Source organism: Stenotrophomonas sp. 86156_Sma (genome assembly GCF_056481625.1).
Map to the genome: position 1 here is coordinate 1,897,819 of NZ_CM151157.1, position 22,914 is coordinate 1,920,732.

Annotated in this window: 19 protein-coding genes and 1 tRNA gene; 17 read left to right on the top strand and 3 right to left on the bottom strand. The window is 65.4% G+C overall.

Annotation, left to right across the window (positions count from 1 at the left end):
• Nucleotides 1-5 precede the first annotated feature (5 nt).
• From rlmE to ACZK33_RS09025, 15 genes are all read left to right on the top strand, one after another.
• The gene (gene rlmE, locus ACZK33_RS08955; protein WP_005409014.1) at nucleotides 6-638 is read left to right on the top strand and encodes a 23S rRNA (uridine(2552)-2'-O)-methyltransferase RlmE; all 633 of its coding nucleotides are present in this window, start codon (nucleotides 6-8) and stop codon (nucleotides 636-638) included.
• 69 nt (nucleotides 639-707) lie between these two features.
• Nucleotides 708-2,642 (top strand): ATP-dependent zinc metalloprotease FtsH, encoded by a 1,935-nt coding sequence (gene ftsH / locus ACZK33_RS08960; protein WP_005409015.1) that lies wholly within the window; start codon nucleotides 708-710, stop codon nucleotides 2,640-2,642.
• 102 nt (nucleotides 2,643-2,744) lie between these two features.
• Nucleotides 2,745-2,930: a hypothetical protein gene (locus tag ACZK33_RS08965; protein ID WP_049482998.1), complete on the top strand. Its 186-nt coding sequence runs from the start codon at nucleotides 2,745-2,747 to the stop codon at nucleotides 2,928-2,930.
• 526 nt (nucleotides 2,931-3,456) lie between these two features.
• Nucleotides 3,457-4,353, top strand: a complete 897-nt coding sequence (gene folP / locus ACZK33_RS08970) for a dihydropteroate synthase (protein WP_423175312.1) — start codon at nucleotides 3,457-3,459, stop codon at nucleotides 4,351-4,353.
• Nucleotides 4,353-5,306: a tRNA (adenosine(37)-N6)-dimethylallyltransferase MiaA gene (gene miaA / locus ACZK33_RS08975; RefSeq protein ID WP_423175311.1), complete on the top strand. Its 954-nt coding sequence runs from the start codon at nucleotides 4,353-4,355 to the stop codon at nucleotides 5,304-5,306. Before folP ends, miaA begins: the two co-directional genes overlap by 1 nt.
• Before the next feature lie 96 nt (nucleotides 5,307-5,402).
• Nucleotides 5,403-5,678, top strand: a complete 276-nt coding sequence (gene hfq, locus ACZK33_RS08980) for an RNA chaperone Hfq (protein WP_004152891.1) — start codon at nucleotides 5,403-5,405, stop codon at nucleotides 5,676-5,678.
• Nucleotides 5,679-5,692: 14 nt separating this feature from the next.
• Nucleotides 5,693-7,003 (top strand): ribosome rescue GTPase HflX, encoded by a 1,311-nt coding sequence (gene hflX / locus ACZK33_RS08985; protein ID WP_032128411.1) that lies wholly within the window; start codon nucleotides 5,693-5,695, stop codon nucleotides 7,001-7,003.
• A gap of 122 nt (nucleotides 7,004-7,125) precedes the next feature.
• Complete coding sequence (locus tag ACZK33_RS08990; protein ID WP_010484249.1) at nucleotides 7,126-7,620, top strand: CinA family protein; 495 nt, start codon at nucleotides 7,126-7,128, stop codon at nucleotides 7,618-7,620.
• A gap of 34 nt (nucleotides 7,621-7,654) precedes the next feature.
• Complete coding sequence (gene ubiB / locus ACZK33_RS08995; protein WP_110714292.1) at nucleotides 7,655-9,337, top strand: 2-polyprenylphenol 6-hydroxylase; 1,683 nt, start codon at nucleotides 7,655-7,657, stop codon at nucleotides 9,335-9,337.
• A gap of 213 nt (nucleotides 9,338-9,550) precedes the next feature.
• The gene (gene lexA, locus ACZK33_RS09000; protein WP_032128412.1) at nucleotides 9,551-10,186 is read left to right on the top strand and encodes a transcriptional repressor LexA; all 636 of its coding nucleotides are present in this window, start codon (nucleotides 9,551-9,553) and stop codon (nucleotides 10,184-10,186) included.
• 204 nt (nucleotides 10,187-10,390) lie between these two features.
• Complete coding sequence (recA, locus tag ACZK33_RS09005) at nucleotides 10,391-11,428, top strand: recombinase RecA (protein WP_049449560.1); 1,038 nt, start codon at nucleotides 10,391-10,393, stop codon at nucleotides 11,426-11,428.
• A gap of 110 nt (nucleotides 11,429-11,538) precedes the next feature.
• Nucleotides 11,539-12,030: a recombination regulator RecX gene (recX, locus tag ACZK33_RS09010; protein ID WP_014036760.1), complete on the top strand. Its 492-nt coding sequence runs from the start codon at nucleotides 11,539-11,541 to the stop codon at nucleotides 12,028-12,030.
• A 109-nt stretch (nucleotides 12,031-12,139) separates the two neighbouring features.
• Complete coding sequence (gene alaS / locus ACZK33_RS09015; RefSeq protein ID WP_423175310.1) at nucleotides 12,140-14,788, top strand: alanine--tRNA ligase; 2,649 nt, start codon at nucleotides 12,140-12,142, stop codon at nucleotides 14,786-14,788.
• A 147-nt stretch (nucleotides 14,789-14,935) separates the two neighbouring features.
• Entirely contained in the window at nucleotides 14,936-15,139 is a 204-nt protein-coding gene (csrA, locus tag ACZK33_RS09020) for a carbon storage regulator CsrA (RefSeq protein ID WP_006432031.1), read from the top strand.
• A 78-nt stretch (nucleotides 15,140-15,217) separates the two neighbouring features.
• Nucleotides 15,218-15,310: transfer RNA gene (locus ACZK33_RS09025), tRNA-Ser, on the top strand.
• A gap of 401 nt (nucleotides 15,311-15,711) precedes the next feature.
• Here the strand turns inward: ACZK33_RS09025 and ACZK33_RS09030 are convergent.
• From ACZK33_RS09030 to ACZK33_RS09040, 3 genes are all read right to left on the bottom strand, one after another.
• Nucleotides 15,712-16,853 (bottom strand): IS3-like element ISStma9 family transposase gene (locus ACZK33_RS09030; RefSeq protein ID WP_423175840.1). Its coding sequence is split into 2 segments (ribosomal slippage): nucleotides 15,712-16,616 and nucleotides 16,616-16,853, totalling 1,143 coding nucleotides; the frame shifts between segments, so codons are not numbered across the junction.
• Between the two features lie 60 nt (nucleotides 16,854-16,913).
• On the bottom strand, nucleotides 16,914-17,093 hold the full coding sequence (locus ACZK33_RS09035) for a hypothetical protein (RefSeq protein ID WP_423175336.1): 180 nt from the start codon (nucleotides 17,091-17,093) through the stop codon (nucleotides 16,914-16,916).
• Nucleotides 17,094-17,214: 121 nt separating this feature from the next.
• On the bottom strand, nucleotides 17,215-19,545 hold the full coding sequence (locus tag ACZK33_RS09040; protein ID WP_423175337.1) for a TonB-dependent receptor: 2,331 nt from the start codon (nucleotides 19,543-19,545) through the stop codon (nucleotides 17,215-17,217).
• A 139-nt stretch (nucleotides 19,546-19,684) separates the two neighbouring features.
• Here ACZK33_RS09040 and ACZK33_RS09045 point away from each other — a divergent pair, with 139 nt between their 5' ends.
• Nucleotides 19,685-20,623: a helix-turn-helix transcriptional regulator gene (locus ACZK33_RS09045; protein WP_049422688.1), complete on the top strand. Its 939-nt coding sequence runs from the start codon at nucleotides 19,685-19,687 to the stop codon at nucleotides 20,621-20,623.
• A 111-nt stretch (nucleotides 20,624-20,734) separates the two neighbouring features.
• Nucleotides 20,735-22,906: a TonB-dependent alcaligin siderophore receptor FauA gene (gene fauA / locus ACZK33_RS09050; protein WP_423175338.1), complete on the top strand. Its 2,172-nt coding sequence runs from the start codon at nucleotides 20,735-20,737 to the stop codon at nucleotides 22,904-22,906.
• Nucleotides 22,907-22,914: the final 8 nt, after the last annotated feature.

Consider the following 22,914-nt stretch of genomic DNA (forward strand, 5'->3'; position numbering starts at 1 on the left):
TTTCAATGGCTACCCGCAGCAAAAGCAGCCAGCGCTGGCTCAAGGAACACTTCTCCGACCCCTTCGTGAAGAAGGCCCAGGCCGAAGGCATGCGCTCGCGCGCTGCCTACAAGCTCGAAGAGCTGCTGGAACGTGACCGGTTGCTGAAGCCGCACATGGTGGTGGTCGACCTCGGCGCGGCCCCGGGCGGCTGGTCTCAGCAGGTTCGGAGACAGATCGGCGATACCGGCCGCGTGCTGGCACTGGATATCCTGGACATGCCGCCGCTGGCCGGTGTGGAGTTCCTTCATGGTGACTTCAGGGAAGAAGCCGTTCTATCGCAGTTTGAAGCCATGCTCGGGGATCAGCCGGTAGACCTTGTGCTGTCGGACATGGCCCCCAATAAGAGTGGTGTAGGCGCGGTCGACCAGCCGCGGATGATGCACCTGGCGGAGCTGGCCCTGGATTTTGCCGACAACCACCTGAAGACCGGTGGGGCATTCCTGATCAAGCTGTTCCAGGGCGAGGGCTTTGACGACTACGTGCGCGACATGCGCCGCCGGTACGACAAGGTCTCCATCCGCAAGCCGGAAGCCTCGCGCAAGCGCTCTCCCGAGGTGTATGCCTTGGGTCAGGGAAAACGCGCCCACATGAAGTAAGCTCGCAATGTACGCAAGTTCGACCCCAACGCAACGCCAGCACTGAGAGGAACACCGGAGCCAATGAGGATGAACGACTTGACCAAGAACCTCCTGCTATGGGTGGTCGTCGCCGTCGTGCTGATGGTGGTCTTCCAGAGCTTCTCGCCGAAGTCCTCCGGGGCCGGCGCGCAGGGCGCGTCGTACTCGCAGTTCCTGGACCAGGTGGACAGCGGCAACGTGCAGAAGGTCGCCTTTGGCGGCGACATGCGCGGTGGCACCAGCCAGCTGACCTACACCACCCGCGGTGGGCAGTCGTCCACCATCACCGCACCGTTCGATCGTGACCTGATCAACGTGCTGCGTACCAAGAACGTGGAGATCGTGCAGGAGGAGCCGTCCAGCGGCATTTCCCTCGGCGCGATCCTGATGAATTTCCTGCCGGTCATCCTGATCATCGGCTTCTGGTTGTTCATCATGCGCCAGATGCAGGGCGGTGGCGGCGGTGCCAAGGGCGCGATGTCCTTCGGCAAGTCGCGCGCCAAGCTGCAGGGCGAAGACCAGATCAAGGTCACCTTCGCCGACGTCGCTGGCTGTGACGAGGCCAAGGAAGAAGTGGGCGAGCTGGTCGACTTCCTGCGCGACCCCTCCAAGTTCACCAAGCTGGGCGGCAAGATTCCGCGAGGCGTGCTGATGGTCGGCCCGCCGGGTACCGGCAAGACGCTGCTGGCCAAGGCCATCGCCGGCGAAGCCAAGGTGCCGTTCTTCTCGATCTCCGGTTCGGACTTCGTGGAAATGTTCGTCGGCGTCGGCGCCAGCCGCGTGCGCGACATGTTCGAGCAGGCCAAGAAGCACGCCCCCTGCATCATCTTCATCGACGAAATTGACGCCGTCGGTCGTCACCGTGGCGCCGGCCTGGGCGGCGGTCATGACGAGCGCGAGCAGACCCTGAACCAGCTGCTGGTCGAGATGGACGGTTTTGAAGGTGGCGAAGGCGTGATCGTGATCGCTGCGACCAACCGTCCGGACGTGCTGGATCCGGCGCTGCTGCGCCCGGGCCGTTTCGATCGCCAGGTCGTGGTCGGCCTGCCGGACGTGAAGGGTCGCGAGCACATCCTGAAGGTGCACATGCGCAAGCTGCCGCTGGCTGACGACGTCGAGCCGATGGTGATCGCGCGTGGTACCCCGGGCTTCTCCGGTGCGGACCTGGCCAACCTCTGCAACGAGGCGGCCCTGTTCGCCGCGCGTGGCAACGAGAAGGAAGTCCGCATGGACCACTTCGACCGTGCCCGCGACAAGATCCTGATGGGTGCCGAGCGCCGCTCGATGGCCATGAGCGAGGACGAGAAGACCCTGACCGCGTACCACGAGGCCGGCCACGCCATCGTCGGCCGCCTGGTGCCCGAGCACGACCCGGTCTACAAGGTGACCATCATTCCGCGCGGCCGCGCGCTGGGTGTGACCATGTACCTGCCGGAAGGCGACAAGTACTCGATGAACCGCGTGGCGATCCAGTCGCAGCTGTGCTCGCTGTACGGCGGCCGCGTCGCTGAAGAGCTGATCTTCGGCGAGGACAAGGTCACCACCGGCGCCTCCAACGACATCGAGCGTGCCACCAAGATGGCCCGCAACATGGTCACCAAGTGGGGCCTGTCCGAGCAGCTCGGCCCGATCGCCTATGGCGAAGAGGACGACGAGGTGTTCCTGGGCCGTTCGGTGACCCAGCACAAGAGCGTGTCCAACGACACGGCGCGCCGGATCGACGAGGAAGTGCGCAACATCCTCGACAAGGCCTACGCCCGCACGACCCAGCTGCTGACCGAGAACATCGACAAGCTGCACGCGATGTCGCAGCTGTTGCTGCAGTACGAGACCATCGACGCGCCGCAGATCGACGCGATCATGGAAGGCCGCGATCCGCCGCCGCCGGCGGGCTGGAGCAAGTCGAACAAGGATGGCGGCAACGACAAGGGCGGCGACGCCCGTCCGCTGCCGCCGATCGCAGGCCCGGCCGAATCGCACTGACGGCCCGCTGCAGGTGACACCAGGCGAGGCCGGGGCAACCCGGCTTCGTCGTTTCCGGGCCACTGGCCCATCCCGAAGATCCGATCTGACGCTGGAGCCCGCATGTCCGCCCCGAAGCCCGAACCGATTTCCCACACTGCCGAAATGGTGATCGCCACCGTGGTCGGCGTGGGTGTGGGCCTGGGGGCCGACAACCTGCTGCTGGGCTGCGTGGTGGGCATCGCGGTCGGCATCGTGCTGAGCATCGCCAAGACCCTGTACGTGGACCGCAAGCGCCGCCGCCGTTGAGGGGGTGTCGGCAGGGCTGCGCCCTGCACCCGTGGTAGTGCCGGCCGCTGGCCGGCAACCTCAACAGCAACAGCGGGCTTTCCGTAGGATGGCGGGGCGGTGTCGGAGTGCGGGGACGCTGCAAGTACGTCCCTGTAAGCTTGGCAGCCGCATTCATGCGGCTGACACCCCGCCCTCCGACACCGCCCCACCTCTGACAGATGCCGGCAGCTGTTGGTAGGTGTCGACCTTGGTCGACACCTCTGTCAGATATCGAATGAGTCATCCACGCATGGCGTGGATCTACTGCAGATCGCAGAAAACTGTCGAAGGCGGGGTGGGTCCGGTTGCGGGGGCGTGAGCGCCATGGATGGCGCGACCGAGCCTCCATGGACGGATTCACGGCGTCCCCCGCAACCGGATCCACCCCGCCATCCCTCAGTAAACCCGCTGTTGCTCCGGCTCTTGCTGTAGCTCTGGCCTCTGCGGGTGCAGGGCGCCGCCCTGCCGAACTAAACTACCCGCCGTTGTCCCTGCAGGATTGCCCATGTTCGATACCTCGCCCCAGCTCGATTGCGCCGGCCGCATCCTGCGCCTCGACCGTGCCCGGGTCATGGGCATCGTCAACGTCACCCCGGACTCGTTCTCCGATGGCGGCGCGCACGACACCACCGAGGCCGCGGTCGCCCATGGCCTGAAGCTGGTCGAGGACGGCGCGGACCTGCTGGACATCGGCGGCGAATCGACCCGGCCGGGCGCTGCGCCGGTATCGGTGGAGGAGGAACTGCGCCGGGTGATTCCGGTGATCGAGCAGCTGGCCGCACGCACCCGGGTGCCGATCAGCATCGACACCTGCAAGCCGGAAGTGATGCGCGCGGCCGTGGCGGCTGGCGCCGGCATGATCAATGACATCTACGGCCTGCGTCAGGAAGGGGCGCTGGACGCCGCCGCTGCAACCGGCGTGCCGGTGGTGCTGATGCACATGCAGGGCGAGCCAGGCCACATGCAGGCCGATCCACATTACGACGACGTGGTCGCCGAGGTGCACGGCTTCCTGGTCCAGCGCCTGTTCGCTGCCGAGATGGCGGGCATTGCGAAGAAGAACCTGCTGATCGATCTCGGTTTCGGTTTCGGCAAAACCACTGCCCACAACATGACCCTGCTGGCGCGCTCCGAGCGCTTCCTGGAACTGGGCGTGCCGATGCTGGCCGGCTTGTCGCGCAAGCGCAGCCTGGGGGAACTGACCGGCCGCGACACGCCGTCCGAACGCGTGGCCGCATCGGTGGCCGCGCACCTGATTGCGGTGCAGCGTGGTGCGCGCATCGTGCGCGTGCATGACGTAGCCGCCACTGTGGATGCGCTGAAGATCTGGCAGGCGGTCGAGGCGGTGCCAACGCCACGCGCCGACGCCACGCCGACGATCCGCTGGCCGGACGAAGACTGATGGGCATCGACCGGCGGCCGCTGGCAATCGCCGTGATGGGGCCGACCGCAAGCGGCAAGACCGCCACCGCGATCGCCCTGGCGAAGCAGCTGGATGGCGAGATCGTCAGCGTCGATTCGGCGCTGGTGTACCGCCACCTGGATATCGGTTCGGCCAAGCCCGATGCGGCAGAGCGTGCGCAGGCGCCGCACCATCTGCTGGACCTGCGCGATCCCTGGCAGACCTACTCGGCAGCCGAATTCGCCGCCGATGCCGGTCGGGTCGTGACCGACATCGTGGCACGCGGCAAGATGCCGATCCTGGCCGGTGGCACTGGCCTGTACTTCCGCGCCCTGTTGCAGGGCCTGTCGCCGATGCCCGAGGCCGATCCGGCGATGCGCGAAGCGCTCAGCGCCGAGGCGGCCGAGCGTGGCTGGACGGCACTGCACGCAGAGCTGGCCAAGGTCGATCCAGCGGCCGCCGCACGCATTCATGCCACCGACCCGCAACGCATCCAGCGGGCGTTGGAGGTCTATCGCCTGACCGGGACGCCCATCACTGAATGGCAGCTTCGGCCGAGCGTAGCGCCATTGCCGGTGCGCACCCTCAAGCTGATCCTGGCGCCGCGTGACCGCGCGGTGCTGCACCAGCGCATCGAGGCGCGCTTCGACGCCATGCTGGCGCAGGGCTTCCTCGACGAGGTGCGGGCGTTGCGCGCGATGCCGGAAATGGCTGCCGTGGAGGCGCCGCTGGACCTGCCGGCAGTGCGCGCGGTCGGCTATCGGCAGGCCTGGGAATACCTGGACGGGGAGGGCGATGCCGCCCGCTTCCGTGACAAGGCGATCTTCGCCACCCGCCAGCTGGCCAAGCGCCAGCTGACCTGGCTGCGTGGCGAGCTTGATGCGCGCTGGTTCGACCCCCATATCGACCACGAGCGCCTGGCCGGCGCGGTGTCGACCTTCGTCGCACGCTGAACCCCCGCCAGCCGTGTAACATCATCGGTCGGCGGGCGGCTCGGGGGCCGTGGCAACCGTCGGCAACCCAATAAGAACAATAATCAGGAGTGTGCAATGTCCAAGGGGCAATCGCTGCAGGATCCTTTCTTGAATGCACTGCGGCGCGAACGCGTGCCGGTTTCGGTGTACCTGGTCAACGGCATCAAGCTGCAGGGCACGATCGAGTCGTTCGACCAGTTCGTGGTCCTGCTACGCAACACGGTCAGTCAGATGGTCTACAAGCACGCCATTTCCACGGTCGTTCCGGCACGTAACGTGAAGGTCGGTCCGGGCGGTGGTTACGTGCAGTCGGGTGAAGGTGGTCAGGCAGGTGATGAAGCAGACGAGTAAGACCGGAGCGGTGAATGTTTGACCGCTCGAAAAAGGGCGAACACGCCCTGTTGATCCAGCCCCATTTCGGCAAGCTGGAAGACGATGTGCTGGAAGAATTCGGTGATCTGGCCCGCTCGGCTGGGGCCAGCATCGCCGCGACGATCACCGCGCGCCTGGACCGTCCGAATCCGTCGACCCTGATCGGCAGCGGCAAGCTGGACGAGATCAAGGCTGCGGCCGACGCCAGCGGTGCCGACCTGATCCTGGTCAACCATGCGTTGAGCCCGGGCCAGGAGCGCAACCTGGAACGGTTCCTGGAGCGCCGGGTGATCGACCGTACCGGCCTGATCCTGGATATCTTCGCCCAGCGTGCGCACAGCCACGAGGGCAAGCTGCAGGTCGAGCTGGCACAGCTGCGTCACCTGGCCACGCGGCTGGTGCGCGGCTGGACCCACCTGGAGCGCCAGCGCGGTGGTTCGATCGGCCTGCGTGGCCCGGGTGAAACCCAGCTGGAAACCGACCGCCGCCTGTTGCAGAAGCGGGTCGAGCAGCTGCAGAAGCGGCTGGAAAAGGTCGAGGTGCAGCGGACCCAGATGCGCCGTGCGCGCGTGCGCAGCGAGCTGCCGCGTGTCGCGCTGGTGGGCTACACCAACGCCGGCAAGTCGACCCTGTTCAACGCCATGACCGGCGCCGAGGCCTATGCCGCCGACCAGCTGTTTGCCACGCTGGACCCGACCGTGCGCCGCATCGCGGTGCCGGGCGGCAACGTGGTGCTGGCCGACACCGTCGGCTTCGTCCGCGATCTGCCGCATGACCTGGTCGCTGCCTTCCGCTCGACCCTGTCCGAGGCGCGCGAGGCCGATTTCCTGCTGCACGTGGTCGACGCCGCCGATCCGCACCGCGAGGAGCGCATCGCTCAGGTGGACGAAGTGCTGACCGCGGTCGGTGCCGGTGACCTGCCGCAGTTGCTGGTGTTCAACAAGATTGACCGCATCGAGGGCGCCGACGTTCGCCACGATGGCCAGGACGGTATCCCGGATGAGTCGCGTCGCGAGCGGGTGTGGATTTCCGCGCGTGACGGGCAGGGCCTGGAGCTGCTGCAGGCGGTGCTGGGCAAGCGCCTGGGCCTGCAGCATGTCACCGGCGAACTGCGCCTGCCGCCGGATGCCGGCCGCCTGCGTGCGCGCCTGCACCAGCTGGAAGTGATCCGCAGCGAGCAGGCCGACGAAGACGGCTGGCTGCTGCAGGTCGACCTGCCGATTGCCGAAGCCGAAAAGCTGGCCGCCAGTGCCGACGGCGCGCCGATCCGGGCGCTGCTGCCGGAGAAACTGCCGGAGTGGTGAGGTAGCGGCCCATGCCCGGTAGTGCCGGCCGCTGGCCGGCAGCGCAACCGTGCCGGAGGGGCGCGACATCCAGCTGTCATCTGCGGTACAACGTGCAGGTTCTTCACCCCACCGTCATGCCGATGTCCATTCCCACCGACGCTGAACTCAATGCCCAGTCCGCCGCGCTCGGGCAGCGCCTGCAGCAGGCTTCGCTGCAGCTGGTGACCGCTGAAAGCTGCAGTGGTGGCTGGATCGCCAAGTGCATGACCGATATCGCCGGGTCCTCGGCGTTCTTCGACTGCGGCATGGTGGTCTACAGCTACGAGGCCAAGCAGCGCCTGCTGGGCGTGCGTGCGCAGACCCTGGAGCAGTTCGGCGCGGTCAGCCGCGAAACCGTGCTGGAAATGGTGTCCGGTGCGCTGGTCAATTCCGGCGCCGGTATCGCCGTGGCGGTGACCGGCATCGCCGGTCCTGGTGGCGGCAGCCCGGACAAACCGGTGGGCAGCGTCTGGATTGGCTGGAAGCGCCGCGGCGGCTATGCCCGTGCCGAGCTGTTCCAGTTCGATGGCGACCGCGAAGCCATCCGCCGGCAAACCGTGGCGGCGGCATTGCGCGGTATCGACGCCCAGCTGTGACATGCTGCTCCGGTAATCGTCCGGAGCACGCATGATGTGGGAAACGCTGGGCACGGTCCGTGACCTGGGCCGACTGCAGGAAATTGCGGTTGTCCTGATCCGCTATGGCTTCGGCGACGTGGTGCGGCGCATCGGCCTGGCCAGCACGCTGGAGCGGGCAGGCCGCCTGCTGCACTGGAACGAAGAGCGGCAGGAACTGCTGCGGATGACTGCGCCGGTGCGTGTGCGCAGCGCGATGCAGGATCTCGGCCCGACCTTCGTCAAGCTCGGCCAGGTACTGGCGACGCGCGTCGACCTGCTGCCGCCGGAATGGATCGCCGAGCTCTCCGAACTGCAGAACGCGGTGCCGGCGCTGCCGTACGCGGATATCCGCGAGCAGCTCGAGGCCGACCTAGGTGCATCGCCTTCAGAAGTGTTCGCCTTCCTCGATGAAACCCCGATGGCCGCCGCTTCGCTGGCGCAGGCCCACCGCGCGCGCCTGCATGACGGTCGCGAGGTGGTGCTGAAGGTGCGGCGCCCCGGCATCCGCGATGTGGTCGAAGCGGACCTGCGGCTGCTGGCCCGCCTGGCCGAAATCGTCGAGGCGCGCCTTCCGGACCTGCGTCGTTACCGCCCGGCCGAAGTCGTGCAGCAGTTCACCGTATCGCTGCGCCGCGAGCTGGATTTCGCCGCCGAATGCCGCAATGCCGAGCGCATCGCACGCAACTTCAAGGGCCGCGACGACATCCTGATTCCCGACGTGCACTGGCAGTGGACCTGCGAAAGCCTGAACGTGCAGGACTTCGTCGACGGCATTCCAGGGCGTGATCTGGCCGGCGTCGATGCGGCGGGGCTGGATCGGCGCGAACTGGCGCGGCGTGGTGCTGACATCGTGCTGAAGATGGTGCTGGAGGACGGCAGCTTCCACGCCGATCCGCATCCCGGCAACATCATCTACCTGCGTGACGGCCGCATCGGTGTGATCGATTTCGGCATGGTCGGTGCGCTGTCCGAAGTGCGTCGTTTCCAGGTTGCGCAGCTGCTGCACGGGCTGGTCGAGCAGGACCCGCAGGGCGTGGCCGACGTGCTGCTGGACTGGGCCGGCGGCGTGGAAGTGGACGAGAACCGGCTGCAGCACGACATCAGCCAGTTCGTCGACCAGTACCGTGGCGTGCCGCTGAAGGACCTGCGCATCGGTCTGATGCTGGGCGACATCACCCAGCTGCTGCGCAGCTACAGCCTGACCCTGCCGGCCGACCTGGCGCTGATGATCAAGGCGTTCCTGACCCTGGAAGGCATGGGGCGGCAGCTGGACCCGGATTTCGACATGGCCAGTGCCGCGCGCCCGTTCCTGGAACGGGTGGTGCTGCAGCGCTATGCGCCCAAGGCCCTGCTCAAGCGCGGCCGCCGCAGCCTGCTGGGCCTGGTCGACTTCGCCGGTGAACTGCCACGCGACCTGCGCAAGCTGGTCCAGGCCGCCCGCCGTGGGCGCCTGCAGCTGAAGGTGGAAACCACGGCGCTGCAGGGCTTCGGCGAGCAGGTGAACCGTGCGGCGAACCGGCTGGTGATGGGCATCGTCACTGCCGCCCTGATCATCGGCTCATCAATCGTGATGCACAGTGTAGGTGGCGTCTCCAGCCGCTGGCTGCTGGCGCTGGGCGTATGCGGCTTCATCGGCGCCGGCTTCTGCGGCGTCTGGATCCTGTTTTCGATCTGGAGAAGCGGCAAGCACACATAGTGTGCTTGCCGCAGCGGTTCCCAACGGGAACCGCGGAATCGCTGCGCGATTCCTGTAGAGCCGACCGCTGGTCGGCTGCTTCTGCTCTCGCCTTTGTCTCTGCCAGCCAGGCCGAGCCCAGCGACGATCGCCGAGCAGGGCTCGGCACCACAGATGCCGCCGTGTCGCCCCCGGCACTTGCAGCCCCGCTCATTAGTAGTAATACTACTAACCATGGACCTGACCGACACCCAGCAGGCGATCCTGCAGTTGATCGCCGAGCGTATCGAGAGCGAAGGCGCGCCGCCGTCGCAGACTGAAATCGCACGTGCGTTCGGCTTCAAGGGCGTGCGCGCGGCCCAGTACCACCTGGAAGCCCTGGAGCAGGCCGGTGCGATCCGTCGCATCCCGGGCCAGGCCCGCGGCATCCGTCTGGTGCAGGCGCCACCGGTCGAGAAGCTGGCCGAGCCGGGCCTGCCCGACAGCGTCCTGCGCCTGCCGGTATTGGGCCGTGTCGCAGCCGGCCTGCCGATCGGTGCCGATATCGGCTCGGACGACTTCGTGGTGCTGGACCGGGTGTTCTTCTCGCCGGCACCGGATTACCTGTTGAAGGTGCAGGGCGATTCGATGATCGACGAGGGCATCTTCGACGGTGACCTGATCGGTGTGCACCGCACCCGCGATGCTCATTCCGGACAGATCGTGGTGGCCCGAATCGATGACGAGATCACCGTCAAGCTGCTGAAGATCGCCAAGGATCGTATCCGCCTGCTGCCGCGCAACCCCGACTACAAGCCGATCGAGGTGCTGCCGGACCAGGACTTCTCGATCGAGGGCCTCTATTGCGGCCTGTTGCGACCCAACCGTTGACCCGTTCCATAGCGCATTACCCCGCGGTCTTTTGTGGCGATTCTCTGGTTCCACTGAGGTTGGTACGGATGTCCGATAATTCTTTTCAGAGCGCCGGGCAGAATCTCAGCCTGTGCGATACGTCCGACTTAAAGTGAACCCATGGCAAAGAAGACCCCCAAAGACAGCACCTCCAACGACACGACCTCTGCAAGGACCAATCCGATGGACGAGAACAAGAAGCGCGCCCTCGCTGCAGCTCTGGGCCAGATCGAAAAGCAGTTCGGCAAGGGCTCGGTGATGCGCATGGGCGACCGCGTGGTCGAGCCCGTCGAAGCCATCCCGACCGGTTCGCTGATGCTCGACATCGCGCTGGGCATTGGCGGTCTGCCGAAGGGCCGTGTCGTTGAAATCTACGGGCCGGAATCCTCGGGCAAGACCACGCTGACCCTGCAGGCCATCGCTGAATGCCAGAAGATGGGCGGCACCGCGGCCTTCATCGACGCCGAGCACGCGCTGGACCCGATCTACGCCGCCAAGCTGGGCGTGAACGTGGATGACCTGCTGCTGTCGCAGCCGGATACCGGCGAGCAGGCGCTGGAAATCGCCGACATGCTCGTCCGTTCGGGTTCGGTGGACATCCTGGTGATCGACTCGGTCGCCGCGCTGACCCCGAAGGCCGAAATCGAAGGCGAGATGGGCGATCAGCTGCCGGGCCTGCAGGCCCGCCTGATGAGCCAGGCGCTGCGCAAGCTGACCGGCAACATCAAGCGCTCCAACACCCTGGTGGTCTTCATCAACCAGCTGCGCATGAAGATCGGTGTGATGATGCCGGGCCAGAGCCCGGAAACCACCACCGGCGGCAACGCGCTGAAGTTCTACGCTTCGGTGCGCCTGGACATCCGCCGTATCGGCGCGATCAAGAAGGGCGACGAGATCATTGGCAACCAGACCAAGATCAAGGTCGTCAAGAACAAGCTGGCGCCTCCGTTCAAGCAGGTCATCACCGAGATCCTGTACGGCGAAGGCATCAGCCGCGAGGGCGAGCTGATCGACATGGGTGTGGACGCCAAGCTGGTCGAGAAGGCCGGCGCCTGGTACAGCTACGGTGAGGAGCGCATCGGCCAGGGCAAGGACAACGCCCGTGGCTACCTGCGCGACAACCCGACGGTCGCTGCCAAGCTTGAAGCCGAGCTGCGCGAGAAGTTCCAGCCGACCGAAGCCACCCGTGAGGAAGGCGACGACGAAGGCGACGACGAATAAGGCTTGCTGTGGGGCAGGGCGGCGCCGTCAGTGACGTCGCCCTGTCCCGCAGGTTCGAATCGCCCAGGGATGGGCTGGGCGCCACGGATGGCGCCACCCTTGGAGCACCGATGTCCGACGCCGACGACATTCCCACCGGCCGCAAACGCCGGCCGCGCGAGCAGACGCCCGTGCAACGAGCGCTGGGCCTGCTGGTCCGCCGCGAGCACTCGCGCAAGGAGCTCACCCGCAAGCTGACCGCACGCGGCATCGAAGACGAAGCCGCGCAGGCGGCTGTGGCCAAGTTGACAGAGGCCGGCTGGCAGGACGACACCCGTTTCGCCGAGAACCTGGTACGGATGCGCGCCAACACCGGTTATGGGCCGATCCATGTCCGCGCCGAGCTGGGCACTCACGGCCTGGACAGTGCCGCGATTGCCGCGGCGATGGACAGCTACGAAGGCGACTGGCAGGAAAATGCCCGTGATCTGGTCCGCCGACGCTTTGGCGAGGCCGGTCCGCAGGACCTGACGCAGCGGCGCAAGGCCGCCGATCTGCTGGCCCGACGGGGCTTCGACGGCGACAGCATCCGCCGTGCGACCCGCTACGACCCGGATGACTGAGACTGGCGGCGCCGGGCCTGATACCCTTTAGGTTTTCGGCGGTCCCTCGCGACCCTGGCCAACGCGGCCGGTGGTCCGGGCCCGCCGGCCCGCAGACTGCCAGCCCCCAATGAACGCATCCGCCAAATTCACGACTTCCCAGATCCGCAGCGACTTCCTTGAATTCTTCAAGGGCAAAGGCCACACCATCGTGCCGTCGGCGCCGCTGGTGCCGGGCAATGATCCGACCCTGCTGTTCACCAACTCCGGCATGGTGCAGTTCAAGGACGTGTTCCTTGGCGCGGAGAAGCGCAGCTACGTGCGCGCGGCCGACGTGCAGCGCTGCCTGCGCGCGGGCGGCAAGCACAACGACCTCGACCAGGTCGGCTACACCGCACGCCACCACACCTTCTTCGAAATGCTGGGCAACTGGTCGTTCGGCGACTACTTCAAGAAGGATGCGATCGCCTGGGCCTGGGAACTGCTGACCCAGGTCTGGAAGCTGCCGGCCGAGCGCCTGCTGGTCACCGTCTACCAGACCGATGACGAAGCGTACGCACTGTGGCGCGACATGGTCGGCGTGCCGGAAGAGCGCATCGTGCGCATTGGCGACAACAAGGGCGCACCGTTCGCTTCGGACAACTTCTGGCAGATGGCCGACACCGGTCCGTGCGGCCCGTGCACCGAGATCTTCTACGACCACGGCGACCATATCGCCGGCGGCCCCCCGGGCTCCCCGGATGAGGACGGCGACCGCTTCATCGAAATCTGGAACCTGGTGTTCATGCAGTTCGACCGCCAGCCGGATGGCACCCTGGTGCCGCTGCCGGCACCGTGCGTGGATACCGGCATGGGCCTGGAGCGCCTGGCGGCGATCCTGCAGCACGTGCACACCAACTATGAGATCGACCTGTTCCAGGCGCTGATCCGCAAGGCCTCCGAGCTGACCGGCACCGCCGACCTGGAAAACAAGTCGCTGCGTGTGATCGCCGATCACATCCGTGCCTGCTCGTTCCTGATCGTCGACGGCGTGCTGCCGTCCAACGAAGGCCGCGGCTACGTGCTGCGCCGTATCATCCGCCGCGCCCTGCGCCACGGCTGGATGCTGGGTGTGCGCCAGCCGTTCTTCAGCAAGCTGGTGCCGACCCTGGTCGAGCAGATGGGCGAGGCCTATCCGGAACTGCCGGCGGCGGTCGATACCGTCACCCGTGCGCTGCAGGCCGAAGAAGAGCGTTTCGCTGAAACCCTCGACGCCGGCATGAAGATCTTCGAAGACGTTGCCGGCAAGGCCAGCAATGGCGTGATTCCCGGCGTTGACGCGTTCCGCCTGTACGACACCTATGGCTTCCCGCTCGACCTGACCCAGGACATCGCCCGCGAGCGCGACCTGACCGTCGACATCGCCGGCTTCGATGCGGCGATGGAGCAGCAGCGCGAAACCGCGCGCGCGGCCGGCAAGTTCGGCGGTGGCGTGACCCTGCCTGCCGAGCTGGTGGCGACCCTCAGCCCAACCGTGTTCCTGGGGTATGACCGCCTGCAGGCCGACGGCCTGACCGTGCTGGCGCTGCTCAAGGACGGTCGTCCGGTGCAGTCGGCCGATGCCGGTGATGCGGTCATCGTGATCACCAACCAGACCCCGTTCTACGCCGAATCCGGCGGCCAGGTCGGCGACACCGGCGTGCTCACCGGCAACGGCGTGCGCCTGGTGGTGGAAGACACCCAGAAGTTCGCCGGCCAGTTCCATGGCCACGTCGGCACCCTGTCCGAAGGCGGCCTGAAGGTCGGTGACGTGCTGTCCGGCCAGGTCGATGGCGAGCGCCGTGGCGCCACCATCCTCAACCACTCTGCCACCCACCTGCTGCACGCCGCCCTGCGCGAAGTGCTCGGCACCCACGTGCAGCAGAAGGGCTCGCTGGTCGCTCCGGACCGCCTGCGTTTCGACTTCTCGCACTTCCAGCCGATCAGCGCGGAAGAGCTGGCGGTGATCGAGCGCAAGGTCAACCAGCAGGTGCGTGCCAACAACGCTGCCGAAGTGCACAACATGGGCATGCAGGAAGCGCTGGACTTCGGCGCGATGGCCCTGTTCGGCGAGAAGTACGGTGAGCACGTGCGCGTGCTGAAGATGGGTGACTACTCCACCGAGCTGTGCGGCGGTACCCACGTCAACCGCACCGGCGACATCGGCCTGTTCAAGATCACCTCCGAGGGCGGTGTCTCCGCTGGCGTGCGCCGTATCGAAGCGGTCACCGGCCAGGGCGCCCTGGACTACGTGGACGCCGAAGAGGCTCGCCTGGCCGAAGCCGCCGACCTGCTCGGTGGCAGCGCTGCCGACGTGGTCGAGAAGATCCGTGCCCTCGGCCAGCGCCAGAAGCAGCTGGAGCGCGAACTGGAAGCCGTGAAGGCCAAGGTTGCCGCTGGCGCCACCGCCGACCTGTCCGGCCAGGCCGTCGAGGTTGCCGGCGTGAAGGTGCTGGCTGCCCGCCTGGAGGGCTTCGATGCCAAGGCCCTGCGTGACGCCATGGACCGCCTGAAGCAGCAGCTGGGCGATGCGGTGATCGTGCTGGCCGGCGCCCAGGACGGCAAGGCCGCCCTGGTCGCGGGTGTGAACGGCAGCGCAATGGGCAAGGTCAAGGCCGGGGAACTGTTGTCCCATATCGCCGGTCAGATCGGGGGCAAGGGCGGCGGACGCCCGGACCTCGCCCAGGGTGGTGGCGAGGACGGGCCCGCCCTTGCCACTGCGCTGGCTGCAGTCGTCGAATGGGTCAGCCCCCGCCTGTGATGAACCTGGCCGTCCCCCTCCTTGTAGGAGCGGGACGGCTGACGGTACCATTGCGAATCTTTTCCCTTTGTCGTGGTAGCGCTTCTTGACGGAGCGTCAAGCCGGTGGGGGATACCCTTCCACACGGTTCCATGGAGACTTACAAAAATGTTGATCCTGACTCGCCGCGTCGGCGAAACCCTGATGATCGGAGACTCGGTGAGCGTCACCGTGCTTGGCGTCAAGGGTAACCAGGTGCGTATCGGCATCACCGCGCCGAAGGACGTCGCTGTGCATCGCGAAGAGATCTATCAGCGCATCCAGCGCGGTGACGAAGCCGGTGGCGCCGGTAGCGAAAATTCTGCCGAATAACGCTTTACCTTCGCACTCGATTAACGTTATGATTCACGCCCCGCTGAGGTGCAACGCACCAGACGCGGAGAAAACCCCGGAGTGATGCCCGAGTGGCCGAAGGGGCTCCCCTGCTAAGGGAGTATAGGGTCAAAAGCTCTATCGAGGGTTCGAATCCCTCTCACTCCGCCAGATACAAAGAAGCGCCTGCAGATCCTCGATCTGCAGGCGTTTTTCTTTATCCGACACTCGAAAGTACAGCCGGCGTGGAGCTGGCTATCCTGGCTGATCGGTGCGGATGGCAGGCGTTGGCATGGGCGCGGGCGTCGCCGCTGGTGCCGGAGCGGGCGCACCGGGCAGCTGTGGCGGTTCAAGATAGCGAGGTGGGGTTTCCCGCCACAGCAAGGCAAGCGTGCAGTCGTTGGCACGTTCCCTGCACATTCTTTCGGCCTTCCGCTGCGCGGCGTCCGCGGTCTTCTCACCCAGTGCAAAGCCCAACGCAATCGTGCCGGTCGCTATGGCCGAATAGCCTTCGCTGCTGGTGCTGGCGGACTGACCGCAATTTGAATCGCCCAGGGTTTTGTAGACAGTCGTCAGCCGTCTAGTGCGTACTGCTTCTCGAACTCTACCGGGGACAGCCCGTTGTTGGAACTGTGCCGCCGTTTTGGGTTGTAGAACATCTCGATGTACTGGAAGACGTCGGCCCGTGCCTCGTCGTGATTGCTGTAGATCCTCCGCTTAATACGCTCCCGCTTCAGTAGTTGGAAGAAGCTCTCCATCGCTGCGTTGTCATGGCAATTGCCTCGTCGACTCATGCTGCACACGATGTCGTGCTCGCGCAGGAAGCTCTGCCAGTCTTCGCTGGTGAACTGGGTTCCTTGGTCGGAGTGAAGCAGAAGCCCGGGGCTTGGCTTGCGCCGCCACACTGCGGCCAATAGCGCCTGCAAAGCCAGGTCCGTATGTTGAGTTGGCCGGGTTGCCCATCCAACGACCTGACGCGAGAACAGATCAAGCACTACCGCCAAGTACAGGAAGCCGTCGTACGTGCGGATGTAGGTGATGTCCGTGACCCACGCGCGATTTGGCTCACTGACTTTGAAGCCGCGAGCCAGAACGTTCTTGGCGACTGATCCAACAGGGCCGCTCAATGGGCGTGGTCGCCGACCGTAGCCGACCATTGCCCGCAGCCCCTCGCTCTTCATCAAGCGTGCCACGCGATGCCGACTACACGTCTCGCCAAGCTCGCGAAGATCTGTGGTCACTTTGCGGTGGCCATACACGGAGCCGCTTTCCAGCCAGCTGTGCTTGATCAGGCCGAGCAATCGCTGATCGTCCTTGTCGCGAGCGCTTGCCGGCTCTTTTAGCCAGGCGTAGTAGCCACTGCGATGGACGCCAAGCATCCGACACATCGCCGCGAGGCCGAACTCATCTGCGTGCTGCTTCATGAAGGCGTACTTTGCTCTTACCCCTTTGCAAAGTACGCGGCGGCTTTTTTTAGGATGTCTCGCTCTTCAGTGACCCGGCGTAGCTCAGCCTTGAGGCGGCGCACTTCCGCGTTCTGGTCCTGCTCCACACGCCGGCCAACATCGCCTTTGCCTTGTTGCCGCTTCCAGTCGTAAAGACTGTGGATCGACACGCCCAGTCGCTCGGCAACCTCCGCTACCGGACGGCCGTACTCAACAATCTGCCGTACCGCCTCGATCTTGAACTCATCGGTGTACCGCTTCGTGCTCATAACCACCTCCGCCTAAGCCATAGTTTATGGCTGCGAGGTGTCTACGGAACCCTGGGCGATTCAATTGCGCGATCGCGCTGCGCAGTAGTGCAGCGACTGCTGCATCGCAGTGGTGAGGGAAGATTGGTTCATCGAATAGCCGTAGCGGCCATCCTTGTCGTAGGTGATCGCAGACGCAGCACTTGCGCCTGATGAAACGGACAACAACAGTGCCAGTGAAACCGCATGCTTCCAGTTCATCACGCTCTCCTTCTCTGCCGATGGTGAATCAACCGGGGAGCGTGGTGCAACCACGCAGGGGGTGCGATGGACGACGCCTGCAGGCCGTCTGCCTGCAGGCGTGTACCGATGCATCCGGTTGTCAGAGCTTCACCGTCACACCCACCTGGAAACCACGCCCCGGCAGCGGCGCAATGTATTTCAGCGGCGAGTTGTGCGGCCGTGCTTCTTCATTGAGCAGGTTGCTGCCGTTGACGAACACCTCCACGCCGGCGATGTAACTGTTGCGTACCGGCAGTTCGCGGCTGACCTGCAGGTCGACCAGGTTGAACGCATCCAGTGGCACCTCCTCGCTGACGTTGCGGCCGAGGTACTTCTGCGTGTCGTAGTAGGTGCTGGACAGCTGCGCCTTCCAGCCCTGGCGCTGCCATTGCAGGTTGGCACCGTAGCGGTTGGTCGGCATGTTCGGCAGGTACTCGCCGTCGTTGTGGGCACGCAGCGAATCGGGGTGGTCGGCCTTGTTCTTCACCAGGTCGGCGAAGGCGGACACATTCAACGTGCCGAAGCGGCCCAGGTCCAATGCCTGCGAAGCATCGATCTCGAAGCCCTTCACCGTGGTGTCGGTCTGCTTCCAGTACTTCAGTGGCAGGCGGTTGGCGGTCTGCAGGCCGGAGTAGCCGAGGTAGAGATAATTCTCGTACTTCATCCGGTACGCGGTGGTGGAGAGCTCGAAACCGCCGAGATGGAACAGGCCGGTCAGTTCCAGGTTCTTCGCGCGTTCCGGTTCCAGATTCTGGTTGCCTTCTTCCTGGGTCATCACCGAGTAGTGTGCGTTGCTGGCATACAGCTCGTTGATCTCCGGGGCACGTTGCGAAGACGAGTAGCGCACCTTGGCCGCGAACATCGGCCCCAGCTCGACATACGAACCCAGGCTGTAGCTGTTGAGCCGGTAGTCGCGGTCCTGCAGTTTGGTGTTGGCGGCATTGCGCGCGGTCTTGAAGCGGCTGGGCTGCAATTCGTGATCCACACGCTCGTGGCGCATGCCTGCATCGAAGGTGGCCCAGCCGAAGTCCAGCGTCTCCTTCAGGAACACCGCATTGCTGCGCGTGTCCACGTCCGGCAGGTAGCGCTGCGAGCCGCTGCCGGTGACATCACGCGACTGATGGCTGAAACCGAGCAGGCCGCTGAGCGGGCCGATGCGTTGATGGCTGAGCAGCAGCTCGGCCTGGGTGCTCTCGAAATCGTAGTCGTTGGCCTTGGTGGCGCCCAGCCGCTCGCCTGAGGTGTTGTCCAGCTTGGAAACACGGAGTTCCGCGCGCTCGAACCACGGCAGTGGATCACGCAGCAGGGCTTCCAGCGCGTAGCGCTGTTGCTTGATCACCACGCCCACCGGCAGGCCATCGGCATAGTTGGAACCGAACGACAGGTTCTGCATCGAAAAGCCCGGTACGCCGTACTCGCTGTCCTTGGCATCGATGCTGACACCCACGTAGCCACGGTCGAAGAACAAGGTCGAGCCGAAGGCCACCTGACTGTTGCGCGCATAGCTGTTGCCCAGCCGGTGATGGTAGTCGGGTGTGACATCGTTGTTGATCTGCTTCTGCACGTACGACGGCGTGCCGGGCACGTAGGCCGGGTTGACCGGATTGATGTAGGTGCGGCGCTGCCAGACCGAGATCGGATTGTTGGTGTAGAACGAGAAATCACCATCGGCCCAGTCCGGGTTCTCGGTCATGAACTGGTCGATGTATGGCTGCGAGGCCTTGTTGTAGATCTGCTGGACGCGCGCCTCTTTCTGGCAGGCGTCGGCCAGTGCCGAGTTGACGCCCCCGCCTGCCGGGAACAGCCCGGTGTTGCAGACGCTGGCCTTGCTGTTGCCGGGGATGTCGTAGTGCGAGATGCGCTGCCGCGACACCTGCAGATTGGTGGAGATGTTGCGCTGGTTGTTGAAGTTCATGCGGAAGCCCTGCGCGTCGGCCGCGTTGAAGCCCTTGCGCAGGACCAGTTCCATCGACTGGTCCTTGTCTTCCATGCTGCGCGAGATCAGGCCCGAGTCGATCTCCACGCTGCCACCGATCGCATTGCCGCCATAGCGCACGGTGTCGGAGGACTTGTTGACGGTGACGCTGCGCACGAACAGCGGATCGAACGGGATGTTGATGTCACCGCTGATCGCGTTCATGCCCAGGATGGACTGGCCGTCCTGCAGGATCTGCACGCGGTTGCCGCTGAGGCTGCGGATGACCGGAGCGCCCGCGTTTGGGCCGAAGGCGCTGCTCTGCACACCGGAGACGTGTTCGAGCAGGCCGCCGAGGGTGCGGTTCTGCGCCTGCGGATTGTCGACGGTGACCCGGCTGTCGATGCGCGAAGGCTGGGTGGCCTGGACCTGGAGGGTGGGGAGGGTGGGTTCGTCCGCGGCCTGGGCGGTGTGGACGGCGAACAGAATGGCTGCAGCAAGGAGATGGCGGCGCATGACACGATCCGTGAAGTTGATGTGAAATGTTATAACGTAACTATTTGTATCGACAAGGGCGGATTGGGCCTTGCCACCAGGGCTGGATATGAGAACGGTTCTCATATGAGAATGGCGGGTGATTTTTCACGGGCGCACCATGCACAGCCTCACCCTCGCCGACCTGGACCGCTTGGGCCGCAGCAGTGGTTTCCGCTATCGGCTGCCAGCACTCGCGTCCGCCGCCGATTCGGGCGCGCTGTGCGTGGTCGAGGGCAGGGTGGAACAGCGCTGCTTGCGCCCTGGCATCAGCCTGGCGCTGTCGGACGTGGTCGCGCATCAGCCGTTCGAGGCGACTTCGGAGGCACCCCCGCCGTTCGCTGCGATCGTGATGCTGGAAGGTCGTGCCGGAGCACGCCTGGAAGGGCAGGCTGTGATCGGCATGAACCGCGGCGCCGGCGCGATGGTGTTGGCCGATGCCACGCCGATGACTGCGATTCATCCGGCCGGTCAACGGATGCGCAGTCTGAATGTCTCGCTGGATGCACCGGCCGAGATGGATGATCCGGTGATCAGCGAACTGCTGTTGCAGGCGCATCGCCATGGTCGCCGGCGGCTGCACAGCTGGCAGGTACCCGCGCATCTTGAACATGCCGCCGAACAGTTGCTGTCGGGGACCTGGCAGGGCGCAATGCATGCGCTGCTGTGCGAGGGTGTGGGCCTGCAGATGCTGGCGATGGCGTTGGGTGCGCCTGCCCAGGAGGCATCGCCGGACCAGCGTGTTTCAGCACGTGATCGCCGCATGCTGCAACGGGTGATCGACTGCCTGCAGGCATCACCTGCGGCTGACCACAGCCTGGAGGATCTGGCGCGCCTGGCCTGCATGAGCCCGAGCAGCCTGCGGCTGAAGTTCCAGCAGGTGCACCGGTGCTCGGTGTTCGCCTGGCTGCGCGAGCGGCGCCTGCAGTTGGCCTGCGAGCAGCTGCGGCAGGGCTGCAGCGTGCAGCAGGCCGCACACTTCGTCGGCTACCGGCACGCCACCAATTTCGCGACCGCATTCCGCGCGCGCTACGGCATAGCGCCCAGCGAGCTTCGCTGAGTCCGGACCACCGTCGGCAGTGCGCATACGCCTGCTGCGTCCGCGCATACGTACGCTCACGCTCAAATGACAATAATTCTCATCCAGCCTTTCCTTCCCGCTGGATCTCCCATGCCTGCCTGTTTCCGCCCGTGTGCCCTGGCTAGCGCCATCGGCACGACCTTGGCGCTGTTCAACGCTGCCCACGCCGCCGAGCGCACTCCGTCCGTAACGCCTTCCCAGCTTCCAACCGTGCAGGTCACGGCCGACCTCGATGGCAGCACCGAAACGTCGCGTTCCTACACCACCGACTCGATGGGCACGGCGACCGGACTGTCGCTGACCTCGCGGCAGACCCCGCAATCCGTCAGCGTGGTCACCCGCCAGCAGATCGAGGACCGTGGCCTGCTCAGCACCGCCGATGCCTTGGCGACCGCACCTGGCATCTCGGTCACGCGCAGCGACGCCAACCGCTACTCGTTCTCCGCACGCGGCTTCGACATCGACAACTACCAGTTCGATGGCGTGGTGATGCCGGTGCTGTCGCCGTGGAATTTCGGCGAGAACAACCTGGACATGGTGGTGTATGACCGCATCGAGATCGTGCGCGGCGCCAACGGCCTGATGACCGGCGCCGGCAATCCCTCGGCGGCAGTGAACTACGTGCGCAAGCGCCCGCTGCGCGAGTTCGCTGCCAGTGGTGGCATCAGCCTCGGCAGCTGGGACGCACGGCGCGCGTGGGCGGATGTGTCCAGCCCGCTGAGCCGGGAAGGGCGTGTGCGTGGTCGCCTGGTGGCCGCGCAGGCAGAGGGCGACAGCTACACCGCTGGCCTGGACAGTACGGCGAAGACGCTCTACGGCGTGGTCAGCGTGGACTTGGGCGAGGACACCGGGTTGATCGCCGGCATCTCCTACCAGGGCAACGACAACCGTGGCTTCGGCAGCGGCTTCGCGCTGTTCAACGCCGATGGCACGCGCACCCGTTTCGACCGCTCGGTATCAGCCACCGCGCCGTGGGCACGGATGACCACCGACACCCGCAATGGCCTCTTCGACTTCAACCATCGTTTCGGCAACGACTGGCAGGCGCGCGTGTCCTACAGCCGCTCGCATACCGACATGGAAATGAAGCATCTCTATCGCGGTGGCTACCCCGATCCGGTTACCGGCGCCATGCCCAATGGCAACAGCTTCACCCGCTACGACGGTCCGGTGCGCCGCGAAGCGATCAGTGCCAGCCTGTCCGGTCCGTTCCAGCTGTTCGGCCGCCAGCACACTGCGTCCATCGGCTGGTCGCGCTCACGCGATGAAATCGCGCTGGGGCAGTACCGCGCACTGGCGCCGCTGCCGCCGTTGGCCAGCTATCTGGATTGGCATGGGCCGGGCACGCCTGAGCCGATGTGGGCCAGCAGCAAGACCCAGGCCGATGACCTGGACAACCAGCAGAGCGGTGCCTATGGCGTCGCGCGGCTGTCGTTGGCCGATCCGCTGCACGTGATCGTCGGTGGCCGCCTGAGCAACTGGGAGACCGACCAGGTCTACTTTGGCACCAAGCGGAAGTACCGCTACCGCAACGAGTTCGTACCGTATGCCGGCGTGGTCTGGGACCTCAACAGCTACAGCAGCGTGTACGCCAGCTACACCGGCATCTTCAAGCCGCAGAACAACCGCAACGAATCCGGTCAGATCCTCGATCCGGTCAGTGGCCGCAGCTATGAGCTGGGCCTCAAGGGCAGCTGGCTGCAGGAGCGTTTGAATGCGTCGGCGGCGCTGTTCCGCACCCAGCAGGACAACCTGGCCGAGGCCACTGGTGGTCTGGTCGAAGGCAGCACGCAGGCGGCCTACCGTGCGGTGAAGGGCGCAACCGTGGACGGCCTGGAACTGGAACTGGCCGGCGAGCCGCTGCCGGGCTGGAGCCTGGGCACCAGCTTCACCACCTTCATCGCGCAGGACGCGCAGGGCCGGGCGATCAATACCGCCAAGCCGCGCAGCCTGTTCAAGCTGTTCACCACCTGGCGCCTGCCAGGTGCCTGGGACCAGCTGACGATCGGCGGTGGCGTGGACTGGCAGAACCGCATGTACCAGACCGCCACCGCGCCCGGAAATCGCCGTGTGCCGGTGGAGCAGCCCAGCTACGCACTGGTGAACCTGATGGCGCGCTACCAGTTCAGTTCCAACGTGTCGGCGGCGGTCAACATCAACAACCTGTTCGACCGCCACTACTACTCGCAGATCGGCTTCTACAACCAGGGCTGGTACGGCGCGCCGCGAAACGTGATGTTCACGCTGAAGGTTGGCTATTGAGGCGGCAG

Excerpts from the sequence above, each read along its gene's own strand:
- ubiB (WP_110714292.1), top strand. The coding sequence starts at position 7,655 with ATGTGGGAAACGCTGGGCACGGTCCGTGACCTGGGCCGACTGCAGGAA.
- ACZK33_RS08965 (WP_049482998.1), top strand. The coding sequence starts at position 2,745 with ATGTCCGCCCCGAAGCCCGAACCGATTTCCCACACTGCCGAAATGGTG.
- fauA (WP_423175338.1), top strand. The coding sequence starts at position 20,735 with ATGCCTGCCTGTTTCCGCCCGTGTGCCCTGGCTAGCGCCATCGGCACG.
- hflX (WP_032128411.1), top strand. The coding sequence starts at position 5,693 with ATGTTTGACCGCTCGAAAAAGGGCGAACACGCCCTGTTGATCCAGCCC.
- alaS (WP_423175310.1), top strand. The coding sequence starts at position 12,140 with ATGAACGCATCCGCCAAATTCACGACTTCCCAGATCCGCAGCGACTTC.
- miaA (WP_423175311.1), top strand. The coding sequence starts at position 4,353 with ATGGGCATCGACCGGCGGCCGCTGGCAATCGCCGTGATGGGGCCGACC.
- rlmE (WP_005409014.1), top strand. The coding sequence starts at position 6 with ATGGCTACCCGCAGCAAAAGCAGCCAGCGCTGGCTCAAGGAACACTTC.
- hfq (WP_004152891.1), top strand. The coding sequence starts at position 5,403 with ATGTCCAAGGGGCAATCGCTGCAGGATCCTTTCTTGAATGCACTGCGG.
- recX (WP_014036760.1), top strand. The coding sequence starts at position 11,539 with ATGTCCGACGCCGACGACATTCCCACCGGCCGCAAACGCCGGCCGCGC.
- folP (WP_423175312.1), top strand. The coding sequence starts at position 3,457 with ATGTTCGATACCTCGCCCCAGCTCGATTGCGCCGGCCGCATCCTGCGC.
- csrA (WP_006432031.1), top strand. The coding sequence starts at position 14,936 with ATGTTGATCCTGACTCGCCGCGTCGGCGAAACCCTGATGATCGGAGAC.
- ACZK33_RS09045 (WP_049422688.1), top strand. The coding sequence starts at position 19,685 with ATGCACAGCCTCACCCTCGCCGACCTGGACCGCTTGGGCCGCAGCAGT.
- ACZK33_RS09040 (WP_423175337.1), bottom strand. The coding sequence starts at position 19,545 with ATGCGCCGCCATCTCCTTGCTGCAGCCATTCTGTTCGCCGTCCACACC.
- recA (WP_049449560.1), top strand. The coding sequence starts at position 10,391 with ATGGACGAGAACAAGAAGCGCGCCCTCGCTGCAGCTCTGGGCCAGATC.
- lexA (WP_032128412.1), top strand. The coding sequence starts at position 9,551 with ATGGACCTGACCGACACCCAGCAGGCGATCCTGCAGTTGATCGCCGAG.
- ACZK33_RS08990 (WP_010484249.1), top strand. The coding sequence starts at position 7,126 with ATGTCCATTCCCACCGACGCTGAACTCAATGCCCAGTCCGCCGCGCTC.
- ACZK33_RS09035 (WP_423175336.1), bottom strand. The coding sequence starts at position 17,093 with ATGAACTGGAAGCATGCGGTTTCACTGGCACTGTTGTTGTCCGTTTCA.
- ftsH (WP_005409015.1), top strand. The coding sequence starts at position 708 with ATGAACGACTTGACCAAGAACCTCCTGCTATGGGTGGTCGTCGCCGTC.